The following is a 14,504-nucleotide window of genomic DNA, read 5'->3' on the forward strand; positions in this document are numbered from 1 at the left end:
TAATTTGAAAGTTAGTTGTGTCGGAATCCCGCTCTTGTACGATGAAGCTTACAGCGTCAAGTTCACGATCGTTCCGGCGGGTGATTTATTTCCTTTACGCTTCTCCGAGTACGTCTCGATTTCTTGCGCCGTTAGCTGTCTCCTCCCGGATTGCTGCGGTTTATCCAAGCTTTCATCTTCTTTCGTTTGTTTGGCGGGCTTGGCGGAAGCGATCTTGTCGTCCTCCCGGACCGCTTTAGCGATGTCGCTTGTGATATTACCGGACAGTTCCATAAGCTTGCCGTTTAAGTTCTCGGCTTTTTCCTTCAATTCGCTTGAGCGCGCAGGATCGCTATGCTCCCAGCCTTTAGCCTCTGTTCGCAGCGTATTTTGCGCCATCTTGATGCGGCCGAAGTTCTGTTTCTCCTGGCTCGCGGATACAACCGCTTGCATTGTGTTTGAAGATAAAACAGAGTCCTCTTGGGACCGCTCATTCGGGTAGCTGCCGCCAGGACTGGAGGCGTTCGACTTCTCGCCCTTTTTCTTGCTCTCTTCGTCTAATCCCGCTGCCTTCCGCTGCTCTTCGAGCTGGATTGTTCTCATCTGCTCTTCCAGCTCCCGGATTTGCTTGTCGATGTTTTCGAGCTCCGCTTTCATCGATTCCGCACTCGTGCCTTTTTTCAAAGCCTCGCTTAAATAATTGTCTCGTCGTTCCATCAGCCCTTGCTTTTGTTCCATTAACCGCTCCAGTGCCGTGGCCGCCGTTTTTTGACCGGGACCGTTAAGGAAAGGCTTGCGGATGGTAACCCTGTCCTGCTGCTGCTTGTGCTCCTGTTGTTCGTTCGCATTGGATCGCCGGGTGTAAGTCTGATTACCATGTGCGCTGACAAACGAGGGCCGTGAGTCTAAAGAAACGCGCATGAAAATATCCTCCTCCGTGATTTTATTGTAAAAGAAATCCTTATTTTACTATATCGTCTAATCTCATTAATTTTTAAAACGATTTACTAAAAAAGTTTATTGAAATAGATTTTGGCCTCTAAAGACTTGAATACGGCGTCCCGTATCTTGATCGCCTGAATGGCGGATGCAATATCGAGAAGCTCGCTTTTTTTGTTACATTCCAAACAATCCTTAATATGATGTATGACTTGCTCATAATCATCCTTCATTTGGGGAGTTAACACTTCTTTGCTTCCATCACTATAATAAGCGGCAAATTCTTCTCTTGTGTTTGTACCATATTCAGCATCAAACTTGATCGAACCTTTCTCGCAAATAACCTCAAATCCTACACAAAACGGGGCATTCTTCGGTAAATTGGTGTAACTCTCAACAACGGCGAATTTATTTTCATAGTTTAATGTTGTGATTGCGATCGATTGCTCCCCCAAGTCTATCCCATTGGAGACGACATGTTCAGGCATCCCCAGAATCTCGATCAAGAAATCAAAATTATGAATATGGAAATCGGAAACGTTTTTTTGCAATCCCAGGTTTCCCCAAACCGGAGCGGTTTTATTATACGAACGAAATGAGATTACTTCACCGAATTCAAGGTTTTGGATTTTGTTTATCGTTATATGGTGGGGCGTCGAAAATTTAAAAAACAAATCCACAAAGACGTGTCTTTGATACTGTTCGGAGATATGTAAAATATTTTCGGCCTCATCTATTTGATAGCATAACGGGGTTTCGCAAAAAACATGCTTTCGATGCTTTAATGCTTCAATGGCCCATTTAGAATGAAGAGAGGTAGGCAAGCAAATATCTACTAAGTCGATTTCCTCATGTTCAATGATTTCGTATATATCTGTCGTCGTTCCAATGTTCAACGTCTCATTGATTTCTCTTAATTTGTTTTCATTCCGACCATAGATGAGAACGACTTCATTTTCGTTGTAAGAGCCTTAAATAAATACCGTATCGGCGTCCGTATGCTCGAAGCACAGATTAACCGTCCGCACGTTCGATCTGGTCCGATGAACGACTCCGGCAGGGATGGTAATGGAATCGTTGGCTTTCAATGCTACGGTGTCGCGGTCTTGGAAATCGATGAGCAGCTCGCCTTCCAGCACGATAAACAGCTCGTCGGAGGTCGGATGATAATGCCATTGATATTCGCCGGTGAACACAGCCAGCCGAAGGCAGCTTTCATTGACGGTACTGATGACCACGTTGCGGTACTGCTCTTCGACGCTGCCGCTTAATTGCGATAGATTGACAACTTCGAGTTCCTGATTTGTTTTCATGGGGTATCATCCTTTGCTATTCGTAGTGGAAGCTATGACTTTTTCGGGCGATGAGGTGGGTGAACACCGCAATATCTCTATAAGGACTAAGACGTCCTAATTCGTGCTCCAGTTTCGCGGCCCGGCGGTGCCATTCTTCCTGCTGCTTGATTTCGTTATCGGCAATGTATCCGTAGATGTTGTGGATGCCGCACCGGTCCAGAACTTCGTAGCCTGCTTCCTGAAGCCATTGCTGCAGCCGTTCATGGGGATACGTGGTGATCTCCGTTTGAATCACGCTGCTGTATTCCTGATCGCTTTCGAGGCTGTGAAAGGCTTCCTCGGGGTCTTTAAGGATGATCGCTTTCTTCATCACTTTCCCCACAGGATTATGAGCAATGAGCGACAGATAACCGCGTTCGTTCTGCTTGGAGCCGATTCGCTTGAGCAAGTCTCCGGGCTCCTCCACATATTCCAGAACGTTATGGCAAAATATCCAGTCATACCGCCCCGGCAAAGCAAGCTCCTCTTGGAGCGTGGACACCCTGTAATCGATGTTTGTGCGATGGTCCGACGCGGATTGCTTCGCGATTTCGATCATTTCCGGCGTAGGGTCGATGCCCGTCACCCGATTCCCTCTCCTGGCGTACTCCGAGCTGGTGATGCCGAAGCCGCAGCCGATGTCCAGAATCGATTGTCCGGCTCCTTCAAGAAAACGGTCGATTTGATGCCAGGCTGTCGCGTAGAATAACTGTCCCCAAGGCATCTCGGTATAGGTTAAATAAGATTGGATCGATTTGGAGAACGATGCGGTCTTGGAAGCCATAGGATATCGCTCCTTTTATAGTTGTCCTTTTTCGGATTTACGAATGGAAGCTGCTGCTATGCCAAGCGGCGATACTGACTACTCCGGATGCGATGTACGTGTTCGTATAATACGGAAGCGCCTCCGCCCCAACAAACTGCAGCACGCTTGTCCAATTCACGATTCCGTCGCCGCCGCCATCCCCGCCTGAGGCTACAAAAGCCGCGCCGATAAGAAACAACAAAACCCGTTCTCCCACCATGGGTACGATACTGATCCAGAAAGCTCCTTGACGGGGCCGTGCAAACTGCTTTCTTGCATACAGCCCTGCTGCGATGTAGGGGAGGATGAGTACGCTGAATCCAATAATCGCGCCTGAAATATGTCGCTGACGGTCGATGGGAAGACCGGTCATCAGCACGTAGGCTTGAGCGGTGACAAACAGGCATAGAAGATAGGCGATTGTGACGGTCTCTGAATTCGCGATTGATTCCGAGTAACTTCAGACTTATTTGGTAATGTCGAAGGTGTTCTTCAAACCTATCATGCATATATGGCCGCGTCTGAGGAATTTTTGCACACGTAGCTATTTTTTCATTTAACCATATCATATCTTGCCTTCTTTTTTATTTCGTACACTAACTTTTGGTACGAGTTGGACAAATATTTACTAATTATTATAATAATTCGACAAAATAATACATTGATGTCTAATTATGGCGAACAGTATAATTAATCGGAGTTAGTTTATATTTATAATGAAAAAGTGGGGGTAAGAACCGTGGCTAAGCTTCTAGTGAGATCATTTACAGTACTGGTGATTTTTATTTCATCGATAGTTTTTTCTCTAGATATCACAAATGCTTCAGATAGTAAGTCTTCAACCAATATCTCTAGTTTAATGCAAAAAGGAATGAATGATGTAGTATACGATGATGGCGAAGGTGTTAGTAGGAAGAAAGTAAGAGAGCTAAACAATATGAGGACAAAGTATAGCAAAACCTATTTAAATGACGATAAAACTGTATCTGTGGTTAAAGCAACATACGCTTTGCACTACGAATCAAATGGCAAGTGGATTGATATTAACAACGAAGTAGTAGATATATCAGAAAATTATTTTGGAGTTAACCGGGATGATAATTTTTCCGTTAATTTTAAAAAAGATTCCCCTACTACTGTAATTTCTAATAAACAATACTTTATTAAATATGAACCTCTTACGAATCGGCTTGTAACTGGAAGTGCATATGGCAATATGGTGTCATACGCGAATGCCTGGACTGATACTACGTTAAAAATATCAGATTCAGAATGATTCTGTAAAGATGGAATTGATGCTAAAGACAAATGAAGCCCCAAAAAAGTTTAGTTTCAAATTGGAAACCAATGGATTAACACCATTCAAGAAAAATGATGGCTCAATTATCTTAAAAAACAATCGGGACGAAATAATTTATACTATTCCGAGAATGTGGGTGCAGGATTCTTCAAGTAATGAGATTCGGTATGAAAATTTAACTACCGATATTATCAACAATGGGATCCATTATCTTCTAGAGTTTACACTTGATGATGAGGGGTTACAATATCCTATTCTGATTGATCCAACAACTAATTATGAAAGATATTATGAATATGACAGCGGAACGGCATTTTATGTGGATACCGATGATATAAGTGTAAGTTCATTAGTTGAAATAAAAGTAACCAATCGTCCTACAGAATCTTACGTAGAAAACAACCCAGCACAAATATTTTTAACACGTCAAGAATATGGAGATGTAATTGCACCATACTCACCTACTAATGAAGGAAGAAATGTGACTTGGATTTCTGAAACAACCGCATTTGATAATAAGAAAAATTACTCTGTTATAAAGAAGGCTGATATTGCAAAATTTTTAGGTGATAGTGAGAAATTTTATGGTGTCGTCTTTTATAATGAAAATTTTCTTTTCCGGTACGTGACTGTATCAGTTGAAATTACCTATAATATACTTCCAATTGCCCCAAGTAATTTAAAGGCGACTAATACCTCAAATTCAACTTCTAATATTGAGGTTACTTTAACGTGGGACCCGGCTACTCAGCCTAACCTTATAAAAGAGTATCAAGTATTTATGAACGATAAATATATAAATAGTACAGTGTCAAATAGTATGAAAATTCACGATGTCTTGCCAAATACGCTGCATAACTTTCGTGTACGATCGTTGCTCAAAGATGGAACATTTTCTCCATTTGATACTACAACAATAAATATCTTTGATGCTGCAGCACCCGGTAATTTACAAGCGATTCCAACTTCTAAAAACAGTATAAATCTAACGTGGAGGCAAGCTGAAGAGCCTAGTATGGTCATACAGTATGAGATAGAAGGGTATGGAAATGACAAACGAATTCTATTAAATACAAGATCAAGCAATATAGAAATAACTGACTTATTACCAAATACATTGTATTCTTTTAAGGTAAAATCATTGCTTATCAGTGGTTTTTATTCTCCATATACCAATTTAGCAGAAGTGAAACTTTATGATCCTATCACTCCGAGTAATTTAAAGGCTAGTGTAGCTTCGGAAAATAGTGTAAATCTAATATGGGATCCGGCTCCAATGTCCGAGCTTATAGCCGAATATCAAGTCTATATGAATGATATATACAAACAAAGCGTAGCCTCCAACAATGTAGAGATTAAGGATTTGTTGATACATTCAACGGATACTTTTAAGGTAAGATCCTTGCTCAAAGACGGAAAAACTTCCATGTTTTCCAATTCAGTAACAGTTGACAGAACTCCTCCAAGTTTATCCATTGATGTCTCTTATTTATCACCTTCATCCGTAAAGGTTGAAGTAAATGGAAAAGACGATAATTTTGGTTTGAACTATAAATATTATTTGAATGATAAAGAAATTTATTCTTATCCAGCTAATTCAGGTTATACCATTAATAACCTTATCCCAGGAGTTAAATACATAGTTTATGTGAAAGTAACTGATCTATCCGGCAATAGTACAGTTAGTGAGAAGAGAACAGTAATCTACAGCGGAGGTAATCTGACATATGTTCACGATAATACAGGGAAATTGGATTATATAAGTGACATTGATGGAAGAAGAGTATTTGACTACATATATGATAGTAATGGTAATTTAATATCAAAAGTTATGTTTCCTTAAAATTCAATCTAGGAGCCAAACTATGAAAAAAATGTTAAGACATGTCTTGTTATTCACTTTAATTGCTCAAACGCTATCCCCTGCAGCATTAACTTACGCTAATGAGGAAGCAGCAGCGGTTCCAACTACGGATCAAACTGCAACCAAAGAAGTTCTAACCATCGAATGGTTAAGCCGAAAATACAATGTGCCGGAGAGCAGTTTGCTAAACGAGTTGAATAAAGGATATTCAATGTATGATATCCATTCCGCTTTGCAGACAAGGACAGAACCGAACCAATCTCTTGAAGAGATCCTTAAACGGATCAATCCAAGCGTGTCAGAACGATTGCAGAAAATGGACTTTTCCGCCGAGCGGTTCACAGAGGATAACAACAAAAAAGATAATACAGTTACCCAAAATACGTATATGTCGGTTACAGCACTTACATATGGAAACTATGTCGAAACACCCAAAAATACAACAATCGTAAATAATAAAGAGCAGTTTTATCCAAGTGTGTTTTCAAGCACGTATTCCGAAGGCTTAAATCGTATAAAAAGATCGTTATATAACTATTCTTATAATTCCTATCCTACAGATTACGATAAATTTGCTTTGGATAGGGTGAATATGAAAGCAAGCAGCGCTCCATTTTCCGTTTCATCGGTTAATGAGAATGTCAATATGATCAATGGCGCCCTTCAATTACAGAGCACAGATATGACCCTCCCAGGCAGGAACGGGCTTTCTTTTGCACTCACTCGCCGGTATGATAGTGCAGATTCGCTATATTATGATAAGGATATCTACAGTGGGGCCGTCTATACCATGCAATATTATCCGGCTTTGAATGCGAGATTGTTCCAGAAATATTCGAATATGCCGGAAAAATTCGGTTCGGCATCAAGCTTTTATTTTACTCCCTCCTACTATGCGTCGTTCGTACAATATGGCGGAAGTTATACGTATTGGTATTTTCCTACCGACTATCCGGAAGTTTATGAATTCGATAATCAAGTGAGGAAGGATTTAGAGGCTAATTGGTCTTATAGGAACCCTGATGACCCTAACACTATGCCATTTATTTCAAACGAAAGTATTACGCTTAACGGAACATCTTTTGTAGCCAGAGCATATACAACAGGACACGTTGTTGTACCACCCTTCTATTCATCACGTTTTATAACGAATGCGTATGCCAACAAAACTAAGCCTCTCAGGAATGAGAACTATTTCCCTATTGGGAAAGGGTGGAAATGGGACATTCCTTATGTTGAATATACAGATAAGGGAAGTTACGTTCATTTATCCGGAGGAGGTACCTATGAGCTGAACGGGACCAGTTTGAAGGGATATCCGTGGAAAGACATTACGGTCACACAGGAATCGCGTAAGATTAACGATCAATATGTATGGTTCACTCTGAATTATTTAAATGGCCAGAAGCAGTACTTTTCCGGGGATGGAAGATTAATCCAAATATCAGATGCTTATAACAATACCATTCAATTTGAATACCAGAATGTTTCTCCTTATGGGTTGGTGTTAACGAAAATAAGAGACGCGATCAACAATGAGATCAACATTTCTTACTCCGAAACAGAAGTGACCCTTACTCAAGGAGATCGTACAGTTAGATATGAAAAGCAGAAAGACCCTAAAGGCAACAAGGAATTGTTAACTTCGGTTACGGATGCGATGAATCGTAAGACGCATTATACCTACGAAATTGCGTCGGCATCGTTTGATTTGGTAAATTCCAAACGCGGGGAAAATTATGCTGCCCTGTTAAAGCAAGTACAGCACCCAACCCAAGCCCGCACAAGCTATACCTACGAATCGGTTAATCGTAAAGTGGGCGATTATGGGAACGAATACGTGAATCGCATCAAATCCCGGGAAGATATTATAACGTACGTCAACGGAACGGAAGAAAAGTATAATCATGTGAATTATAGTTACGCGGGAGACGGGGCAGAGGTAAAGAAGTATGATAGCTCTTTCGCCACGATCGTGAACAATGGGCGAGTAAAGACAGTGTACAGCTTTGACAAAGTGTATATTGACGAGAACACCCCGGAAGTAATTTATAATACCCAGATTAGTAAAGAAGATGGAACGACGGTAAATACGGATATCATGGAGTACAACCGAACGAAGCAATGGCCGTCTCCGATTAAAGTAATTTCGAAGATGACTAGAGCAGGAGCGGCCGCGGCGGATAAGATCGTAGCAAGAAACTACGATGATTACGGCAATGTATTGACGGAAACGGATCCGAGTAATATTACAACAACCTATACGTATAACCCAACAACTCATTGGCTGGAGACGATCACGAAGCCGATTAATGCTGGTCTATCCCGTTTCACAAAATATGTACGAAATTCACAAGGCAGCATCTTAGAGGTCTCCGATAGAGAACACAATGAAGGCGGAGCGCTAAAAGCACAAATTAACTTTGATTACGATAATTACGGTAACGCGACAAAAATAACGCTAAAAGATGATAATCGAAATACGGTTATTAACAAGGAATATAGTTCGGATTATAATTATGCATTTGTTACCAAACAATGGTCTCAAGTAACCGATGTGGACGGGAATAGTTCGGGGGTCTTCCAATGGCAGAAGTACGATAAGTCCACAGGTAACGTAACCGAATATACAGGTGGCAATGAATACCCTATCAGGTATCAATATGATAAGCTTGGACGATTAGTATTAGTTACATACTTGGATTCAAGCCAAGTGAGATTGATATATGACGATGCTAATAATAAGGTAACCACGATAGATCCAACCGGCGTAACATCCTTTATTCAATGGAATACCCTTGGGATGAAAACATCGGAAGGGACCGTGGGAAGCGGAACAACTTCTTATGGATACGATCCTTACGGTCGTCTGTCTTGGAGTCGGGATGCGTTGTCCAACACAACGACCTATGGATATGATGCGTGGGACAGGAGTATTCGAACAACTTACCCTGATGGATCTGCTTCAGGTGTTGAATATGACGATGTCAATCGCACCGTAACAATGGCAGATGCTGAATCGAACAAGACGAAAGAAACTTACGATATATTAGGCCGTGTTACTAAGAAGGAATGGTTGAAACAAACAGGAACGGTTCTTCTGTCAAGTAGTGCATATGATTTTGCTGGAAACGTAACGTCTAATGTCGATGGTAACAACAATACGACATCGTACGCCTACGACTTATTCAATCGGCTGGTTTCTGTGACTAACGCCAAGTCGGAAACGACGAAATACAGTTATAATATGGCGGGTAAATTAGTTCAGACGGAATATGCCGATGGAAACAAAATTCAGAAGCAATACGATGAACTAGGCCGTCTAATAAGAAAAATCGATGCGTTAGGGCAAAATGAAAGATACTATTATGATGTAAACGGAAATGTAAAAACATATATCGATCGAAAAGGTCAGATAACGAGCTACGGCTACAACGCCCGTGATCAATTAACCAGCAGTGTGACCGGAAGTGAAACGGTTTCTTATGAGTACGATACCGCTGGACGACGCACAGCCATGCAGGATGGTACAGGCAGAACACAGTATGGTTATAATAACGTTGGGCAACTGGATGCAGTCACGTATCCGGATGGAAAGAAGGTTCTATACGCATACGACCCGCAAGGGAATCGCACGCAAATGACCGATCCATTCGGTTATGTTACAGCATACGGGTATGACAACCGAAACCGTCTGAAAGGCGTAGGTCCGGCTATGGCCGACTGGGATACAAGTTATGATTATAAGAAAAATAATTTGTTATCTAACGTAACTCAACGTAACGGAATCGCATGGAGCTATACACTCGATGGCACTAATTTGATGAATCTTACGCAAACAAGGTATGGTGCGCCTGTGAATTCGTACGGGTATACGTACGATAATAACGGAAACCAGACAAGCAAAAACGAGAATGGCCAAGGAAATACGTTCTCCTACGATCCACTCGACCGGATTGAAAAATCCAGTCAATTTAATGAAGCTTATACGTACGATACCCGCGACAACCGTCAAACGATGCAGAGCAGCAAGAGCATCGATATGGGCGGGGCCGGTTACCGATATGATGATCGCAACCGACTCGTTCAAGCGACGACCGATGATGGCAAAAACGTTTCCTATCGTTATAATGGGGATGGAATGCTCTACGAGCGGACGGAGAATGGACAGACGACGCGCTATTACTATGACGGAGCGAATATGATTGCAGAGGGAACGGTCAGCAATGGCACTGTGACCATGAAAGCAAGATATATCCGCGGTGGCACCGGCTTGGTAGCCCGTCAAGATGCTAGCGGCACCAAAACGTATTACCTTCACAACGGCCACGGAGATGTTGTGGGATTAGCGGACGGCAATGGCAATGTTATTAACCGGTATACTTATGACATCTGGGGCAATCCGCTTAGCACATCGGAGCAAGTACCTCAGCCATTCCGATACAGCGGGGAGTTCTGGGATAGCAGTACGAATTTGCAGTATCTGCGCGCCAGATGGTATGACCCAAGTGTCGGCAGGTTTATAAATGAGGATACGTATGAAGGGGATATAAATAATCCGCTGAGTTTGAATCTTTATACGTATGTGTATAATAATCCGTTGAGGTATACGGATCCGAGTGGTCATTGTGTTGCAGGTGATGAGATTTGTACAGCGACCTACTACTTCGATAGTAACAATGTAAGAAGAATTGCGGGTACAAATGAAATTGATTATGACTTTTATAAGAATTGGTATACAAAAACGCCACAAAATTTCCTCAAAATAACAGCTAAGGGAAATCAAGCTTTTAGAATGGCTATGGCTGATGTTGTAATGAGATGGAATGCAGAACATACAGAAGAAATTGCATTAGGAATGGGATTGATTGATGCTGCCTCAAATATGGGAGGTTCTTGGAGTAAAGGCGCTAATAAGACCATTGGCTGTAATTGTTTCACAGCAGGAACTAAAGTCCTCACAGACGAAGGGGAGAAGAATATCGAAGACATTGAAGTCGGAGATAGGGTTCTCGCCAAGGATGAAAAGACTGGAGAGGTGGCATACAAAGAGGTTACGGCTACGTTCAATCACGAAACAGATGAGATTTATAAGATTCACGTGGGCGGCCAAACCATTGAAGCAACCTTCAATCATCCGTTTTGGGTAAAAGATAAGGGATGGACGTATGTAAAAGACCTCAAAGTCGGTGACTTGCTTGTTCAGAGCGATGGGAATACTCTTAAGGTAGAGAGCATCGAACTGGAGCACAAAAACGTTACGGTTTACAACATGACGGTTGATGAGTTCCATACCTACTTTGTCAGTGACCTTGGGATTTGGGTGCATAACTCAAATTGTCCATTTGGAAAATTTGAAAATGCCGATTACCATGGAGAAACCAATAACGGAGTGAAGAATAAAGCACCAAATGATGGACAAACAGCTTTGGACAATTCACTATCTATTGGGCCAAATACCGACCGAAGAATAGGAATAAGTGATGGGGAGTTTGTTGTGCTAGACAAGACAAGTGAGGGGCTTTATCACGGTCATGTCAGGTCATGGGGCGAGCTTACTCCTACAATGCAAGCTATTCTTAGAAAAGCAGGATTGGTCAATAAGAAAGGGAAGATAAAATGAGTAATTATTTTTCCGTTCATTTTACTAACAATTCCAGTTTTCAATTCCTATCAAAAAAGCCAATAACCAATAAGTTTGATAATGTAACTGTGATTTTTCAGGATAATCAGGATAAAAAATATGTTTTTGAAGATGTAATTCAAGAAGCGATAATTACTTTGTATAACGGAATAAAAAATCCAGTTGAACTAACTTCTGAATTGGAGGTGGGTAATCTAGGGCAGGCATGGAATATTTGGACAAATAACTTATCGGATATGGCCGAAGATGATGAGGAAGATATATTCAGGAACTATTGGATGTGGTCAACAAGAGAATACCAAACATGGATATATCAAAAAAATGAAAAATTATATATTGAAATTAGTCCAAGCTACAAATGGCACTATATAGAACCTGCTGAAGATGAGCAAGTCATATCCTTTAGCGAATTTCTTGAACATTATCATGCTAATGTTTTTGAACTATCGTCTGAGCAAATAAAAAACATTATTGTGTCACTTGAGGTCATGAAAACAGAATTAAATATAACCTAGTGATTAGACCTTGGGGGATTGAATCCCTCAAGGTTTTTTCTTATACCCCTGCCCGGTGCCGAATGAATCGGGGGACTATAACCTCTCAAATTTGAATTTTCATAGAACTCATGATTGGGCTGGTTTACATTATTTTGAAGGCTTCGTTTTGGCTGTATAGTGCATAGCTGTTTTGGTCACGTGGAGAGGTTAGGAATCGGACGATTCATGGTCATCATCGATTAAGTCATGAATACTGATGTTCAAGGCTTCACAGATATTTTCAAGGGTTCGAATATAGACTCTATCAACTTTATCTGAACAAAGATGGTTAATAGTATTTGGTCTTAAATTCATCATTAATGCAAGTTGTCTTTGGGACATGTTTCTTTCAGCCAAAATTTCTCTAAGCCGAATTTTAATTTTCATTAATCAAACATCCTCCGTTACGATTTCAATAACATTAATATACCATGTTGTTGAAAATAAATCATTGATCATATCTCTTAAAAGATATATAATGAATATATCTCATAAGGGTTACAATAATCACGATTTCTGTAACGGAGGGAACTGTCAATGAACGTCATCGGCTATGTTCGAGTCTCAACAGCAGGACAAGCGAGAGATGGTTACAGCTTGTCATATCAACGGGAAGAAATGGAAGCGTATTGTCAACAGCAAGGATGGAACCTGCTTCATGTGTTCGTGGATGAAGGAATCAGCGGAGCAAAGGTTGACGAGGACGCCTTAGAAGTAGACCGAGAAGGATTTCAGAATATGCTTTCTCTCCTTTCTACCCGTTCTGCCGATCATGTTGTCGTCCTGAATACAAACCGACTATGGAGAAGCGATATCGTTAAAGTTTTGGTTCATCGTGAATTTAAGAAATACAATATTGACGTAAAATCCATTGAACAATCGACATACAGCATCTACAAGAAAGACCCTTCCGACTTCTTGATCAATGGTTTGATGGAACTATTGGATGCTTACCAACGGCTAGAAATCGCCATGAAACTAGGTAAAGGACGCAATAAGAAGGTTAAGGAAGGCGGTTACGCAGGAGGACGTGCTACATTCGGCTACAAGGCTAAGAAAGGTTCCAAAGTCCTTGTCATCGATGAAAAACAAGCGGTCATTGTGGGGCGTGTATTCGAGTTAAAAGAGTTAATCCCTCACTGGACACTATCTGAAATTGCATACCAATTGAACCTTGAAAACTACAAAACGCAGCAAGGCAAGGCCTTTACCAAAGTACAGGTGAAACGAATCCTTGATCGTGGCAGCTTTTACAGCGGCATGTATCAATATGCTAACGTGGAAGCTATCGGCAAGCATCAGGCGATCATATGAGGGGAGGCAACATGAATATGAAAGTTACCCTTATGGACAGATTGGATGCCGAGGAACGGGAACTGATGCAGCAAATTCAAACGTACGAAGCTTGCACGATGGCCGTCTTAAACATGGCGAGCGATCAAATAAGGCCATTACATAAATTCGCGGTGGAAGACATTGTTTCGAGCCTTCACCGAATGACGGTTGAACTGCAAACGGAATTGCTTCATTTGAGGTTAAAAAAGGCGCTATGCCAACCATTGAAACACTAAACTGGGACATAAACGGAGAGTAGGTTATTGCTGGCGTATCTTTGCGGTTTGTCCGCTCGAACTAAGGATGCAAGCCTACTCATCCGTGTTGTCCATTCGTTGAGTGATTACTCATGGGTTGGGAATATGCTTACGTATCGTTGTGGCTTGTCCACTTGCAGTCAGGATGCAGGTCTAACTCATGAGTAAGGATTCAACAACAAAATAACAGAGGAGTGAAGCAATATCGTACAACAAGACAAACTCATTTATGTGGGCATCACTTGCACAAGCAGCATCGTACAGCGGTTTTTATCGACTGCTGGAACCAGAAGCTAGGCGAAATTAAGTTTGACAATAAGCCTTCTGCCTTCCCTTTGCTTGAGAGAGAAGTAAAGAAGCATACAAAAAAAGGATTATCTGTTGTTTACGGGCTGGAAGATGTCAGAGGTTCCTATTTGCCTGTAAAGATGATTTTGATTGGCAACAGGATGAAATTAATAAAGTTAATTTGATCGAAATTGTTGAAGAAAAAGAACAACGTGGGGAGATT

At 41.3% G+C, this 14,504-nt stretch carries 11 protein-coding genes and 2 pseudogenes; 7 read left to right on the top strand and 6 right to left on the bottom strand.

What is annotated here, in order from left to right; translation table 11 throughout:
- Window positions 1–48: 48 nt before the first annotated feature.
- From NI000_RS35515 to NI000_RS35535, 5 genes and pseudogenes are all read right to left on the bottom strand, one after another.
- Window positions 49–900: a hypothetical protein gene (locus tag NI000_RS35515; protein WP_253416001.1), complete on the bottom strand. Its 852-nt coding sequence runs from the start codon at window positions 898–900 to the stop codon at window positions 49–51.
- 86 nt (window positions 901–986) lie between these two features.
- Window positions 987–1,862, bottom strand: a pseudogene (locus tag NI000_RS35520) (Gfo/Idh/MocA family protein); the annotation flags it as partial.
- Between the two features lie 27 nt (window positions 1,863–1,889).
- Window positions 1,890–2,231 carry a cupin domain-containing protein gene (locus NI000_RS35525; RefSeq protein WP_253416003.1) on the bottom strand — a complete coding sequence of 114 codons (342 nt, stop codon included), beginning with the start codon at window positions 2,229–2,231 and terminating at the stop codon, window positions 1,890–1,892.
- Window positions 2,232–2,247: 16 nt separating this feature from the next.
- A complete protein-coding gene (locus NI000_RS35530) occupies window positions 2,248–3,036 on the bottom strand; it encodes a methyltransferase domain-containing protein (protein WP_253416004.1) in 789 nt (262 codons plus the stop codon).
- Window positions 3,037–3,073: 37 nt separating this feature from the next.
- On the bottom strand, window positions 3,074–3,259 hold the full coding sequence (locus NI000_RS35535; RefSeq protein WP_253416005.1) for a hypothetical protein: 186 nt from the start codon (window positions 3,257–3,259) through the stop codon (window positions 3,074–3,076).
- A 537-nt stretch (window positions 3,260–3,796) separates the two neighbouring features.
- Between NI000_RS35535 and NI000_RS35540 the strand changes: the two genes are divergently transcribed.
- From NI000_RS35540 to NI000_RS35555, 4 genes are read left to right on the top strand one after another with little or no spacing between them, the layout of a single operon-like run.
- The gene (locus tag NI000_RS35540) at window positions 3,797–4,333 is read left to right on the top strand and encodes a hypothetical protein (protein WP_253416006.1); all 537 of its coding nucleotides are present in this window, start codon (window positions 3,797–3,799) and stop codon (window positions 4,331–4,333) included.
- A 10-nt stretch (window positions 4,334–4,343) separates the two neighbouring features.
- A complete protein-coding gene (locus NI000_RS35545; RefSeq protein ID WP_253416007.1) occupies window positions 4,344–6,200 on the top strand; it encodes a fibronectin type III domain-containing protein in 1,857 nt (618 codons plus the stop codon).
- 22 nt (window positions 6,201–6,222) lie between these two features.
- Window positions 6,223–11,844, top strand: a complete 5,622-nt coding sequence (locus tag NI000_RS35550) for a polymorphic toxin-type HINT domain-containing protein (protein WP_253416008.1) — start codon at window positions 6,223–6,225, stop codon at window positions 11,842–11,844.
- A complete protein-coding gene (locus NI000_RS35555) occupies window positions 11,841–12,380 on the top strand; it encodes a hypothetical protein (protein ID WP_253416009.1) in 540 nt (179 codons plus the stop codon). Before NI000_RS35550 ends, NI000_RS35555 begins: the two co-directional genes overlap by 4 nt.
- Before the next feature lie 189 nt (window positions 12,381–12,569).
- On the opposite strand, the gene NI000_RS35560 is transcribed toward NI000_RS35555, so the two are convergent.
- Window positions 12,570–12,788 (bottom strand): helix-turn-helix domain-containing protein, encoded by a 219-nt coding sequence (locus tag NI000_RS35560; protein WP_054971893.1) that lies wholly within the window; start codon window positions 12,786–12,788, stop codon window positions 12,570–12,572.
- 150 nt (window positions 12,789–12,938) lie between these two features.
- Here NI000_RS35560 and NI000_RS35565 point away from each other — a divergent pair, with 150 nt between their 5' ends.
- The 3 genes and pseudogenes from NI000_RS35565 to NI000_RS37360 form a co-directional block, all read left to right on the top strand.
- Window positions 12,939–13,715 (top strand): recombinase family protein, encoded by a 777-nt coding sequence (locus NI000_RS35565; protein WP_253416010.1) that lies wholly within the window; start codon window positions 12,939–12,941, stop codon window positions 13,713–13,715.
- A gap of 17 nt (window positions 13,716–13,732) precedes the next feature.
- A complete protein-coding gene (locus tag NI000_RS35570) occupies window positions 13,733–13,972 on the top strand; it encodes a hypothetical protein (protein ID WP_253416011.1) in 240 nt (79 codons plus the stop codon).
- Window positions 13,973–14,197: 225 nt separating this feature from the next.
- A pseudogene (locus tag NI000_RS37360) lies at window positions 14,198–14,403 on the top strand (IS110 family transposase); the annotation flags it as partial.
- Between the last annotated feature and the right edge of the window lie 101 nt (window positions 14,404–14,504).

It is taken from the genome of Paenibacillus tyrphae, assembly GCF_024158745.1.
GTDB classification, from domain to species: domain Bacteria; phylum Bacillota; class Bacilli; order Paenibacillales; family NBRC-103111; genus Paenibacillus_G; species Paenibacillus_G tyrfis_A.

Excerpts from the sequence above, each read along its gene's own strand:
- NI000_RS35515 (WP_253416001.1), bottom strand. The coding sequence starts at position 900 with ATGCGCGTTTCTTTAGACTCACGGCCCTCGTTTGTCAGCGCACATGGT.
- NI000_RS35525 (WP_253416003.1), bottom strand. The coding sequence starts at position 2,231 with ATGAAAACAAATCAGGAACTCGAAGTTGTCAATCTATCGCAATTAAGC.
- NI000_RS35530 (WP_253416004.1), bottom strand. The coding sequence starts at position 3,036 with ATGGCTTCCAAGACCGCATCGTTCTCCAAATCGATCCAATCTTATTTA.
- NI000_RS35545 (WP_253416007.1), top strand. The coding sequence starts at position 4,344 with ATGGAATTGATGCTAAAGACAAATGAAGCCCCAAAAAAGTTTAGTTTC.
- NI000_RS35550 (WP_253416008.1), top strand. The coding sequence starts at position 6,223 with ATGAAAAAAATGTTAAGACATGTCTTGTTATTCACTTTAATTGCTCAA.
- NI000_RS35555 (WP_253416009.1), top strand. The coding sequence starts at position 11,841 with ATGAGTAATTATTTTTCCGTTCATTTTACTAACAATTCCAGTTTTCAA.
- NI000_RS35560 (WP_054971893.1), bottom strand. The coding sequence starts at position 12,788 with ATGAAAATTAAAATTCGGCTTAGAGAAATTTTGGCTGAAAGAAACATG.
- NI000_RS35565 (WP_253416010.1), top strand. The coding sequence starts at position 12,939 with ATGAACGTCATCGGCTATGTTCGAGTCTCAACAGCAGGACAAGCGAGA.
- NI000_RS35570 (WP_253416011.1), top strand. The coding sequence starts at position 13,733 with ATGAAAGTTACCCTTATGGACAGATTGGATGCCGAGGAACGGGAACTG.